We start from the raw sequence: 450 nt of genomic DNA, 5'->3' as shown, positions 1-450 counted from the left end.
CGTTGACCGACACCTCGTCGGTTTCATGCTGCCCACCTGGCTCAAGAAGCACGATTCGGCCCGGATCCTTTAGGGCGCGCTCGTAGCATCGCATAGCGGCCGGCCGGTCCGGTATGTGATGGAACGCGTCGAAGCACAGTACGGCGTCGAAGACCCCCGCGCGGAACGGCAAATTCTCCGAGTCGCCGACCACAAGGTGGGGCTGATTGTTCGGGCCCATCCGTCGACGTCCGACATCGGGGTAGACGCGCGAGATGTCGATGCCGACGGCATCAATGCCGAGATTCATCAACCACTCAGTGGTCCAGCCATACCCGCATCCGGAGTCGAGCACTCGATGGCCGTGTTGCAATTGTAGGAACGGCAGGCAATTACCGAAGCCTCGTATGAGATCGGCCGGATGATTGTAGATGTTTGGGTTGAATGGCGACAGCAACCCTGGCGCTAGGA

The 450-nt window shown here is 60.2% G+C and carries 1 protein-coding gene; it reads right to left on the bottom strand.

Annotated elements, in window-relative coordinates; genetic code table 11:
- Window positions 1-334, bottom strand: a 334-nt coding sequence (locus tag ACU8YC_RS27550) for a class I SAM-dependent methyltransferase (RefSeq protein ID WP_446896333.1), incomplete at its 3' end; no start/stop codon positions are given.
- Between the last annotated feature and the right edge of the window lie 116 nt (window positions 335-450).

It is taken from the genome of Citrobacter sp. VF227 (genome assembly GCF_052950715.1).
This window is presented reverse-complemented; position numbering and strand designations above follow the sequence as displayed.